The organism is Micromonospora yasonensis (assembly GCF_026013475.1).
GTDB lineage: Bacteria > Actinomycetota > Actinomycetes > Mycobacteriales > Micromonosporaceae > Micromonospora > Micromonospora yasonensis.
In genome coordinates, this window is record NZ_JAPDPH010000459.1 from 1 (window position 1) to 1,312 (window position 1,312).

Below are 1,312 nucleotides of genomic sequence, written 5' to 3' on the forward strand. Positions count from 1 at the left end.
AACTGCGCGGCAAGAAGATCGCCACGCCGCAGCTCGGCAACACCCAGGACGTCGCGCTGCGCTACTGGCTCAAGGAGAAGGGCCTGCAGACCACCAAGGAGGGCGGTGGCGACGTGAAGGTCGTCCCGCAGGAGAACGCGCAGACCGTGGAGACCTTCGGCAGCGGCGCGATAGACGGCGCCTGGGTTCCCGAGCCGTACGTCTCCCGCCTGGTCAACGCCGGTGGCAAGGTCCTCGTCGACGAGCGCGACCTCTGGCCGGACAAGCGGTTCGTGATCACCAATCTGCTCGTCAGCACCAAGTTCCGCAAGGCCCACCCCGAGGTGGTGAAGAAGCTGGTCGAGGGGCAGGTCGCGGCGAACGAGTTCGTGAACACCAAGCCGGACGAGGCGCAGCAGGCCATCTCGGACCACATCGGCAAGATCACCGGCAAGCCGCTGGACGTGAAGCTGATCAAGCAGGCCTGGCCCACTTTGGAGTTCACCGACGACCCGATCGCCTCCTCGCTGAAGACCGGGCTGGACCACGCGGTCGCGGTCGGCCTCACCGAGCCGGTCGACCTCAACGGCCTCTACGACCTGTCCTTCCTCAACGAGGTGCTCAAGGCGCAGGGCAAGCCCGAGGTCACCCAGCCGTGACGCCGCCCACGACGACCCCGCGCAGCGCGACCGGCTCGGTCGCGCTGCGCGGCGTGACCAAGGTGTACGGCCAGGGCGGCAACGCCGTCCTGGCGCTGGACGGGGTCTCGCTGGACGTCGCACCGGGCGAGTTCGTCTGCCTGGTCGGCGCCTCCGGCTGCGGCAAGAGCACCCTGCTCAACCTGGTCGCCGGCCTGGACCGGGTCAGCGGTGGCCGGATCGAACTGGGCGACGGCGTCGACCCCGGCCTGATGTTCCAGGAGTCGGCGCTGTTCCCGTGGCTGACCGTCGAGGCCAACGTCGAGGTGCCGCTCAAGCTGCGCGGGCTGCCCCGGGCCGAGCGCCGGGCCCGGGTCACCGAACTGCTGCGCACGGTCCACCTGGGCGACTTCGGCCGCAAGCGCCCGCACCAGCTCTCCGGCGGCATGCGGCAGCGGGTCGCGCTGGCCCGCACCCTCGCCCTGGACACCCCGGTGCTGCTGATGGACGAGCCGTTCGGCGCGCTCGACGCGATGACCCGGGACATCCTGCACGACGAGTTGGAACGGATCTGGTCCGAGCGCCGCCTCACCGTGCTCTTCGTGACCCACAACGTCCGGGAGGCGGCCCGCCTCGCCGACCGGATCATCCTGCTCTCCAGCCGACCCGGCCGGATCATCTGGTCCACCCGGGTC

2 protein-coding genes are annotated in these 1,312 nt (G+C 70.1%); both read left to right on the forward strand.

Going from position 1 to position 1,312, the window contains the following annotated elements; translation table 11 throughout:
• The coding region (locus tag ONA70_RS36320) for an ABC transporter substrate-binding protein (protein WP_265010995.1) at positions 1-638 on the forward strand (638 nt) is incomplete at its 5' end.
• Positions 635-1,312 (forward strand): ABC transporter ATP-binding protein (locus tag ONA70_RS36325; RefSeq protein WP_265010996.1); only part of this gene is annotated, 678 nt, incomplete at its 3' end. The genes ONA70_RS36320 and ONA70_RS36325, both read left to right, overlap by 4 nt.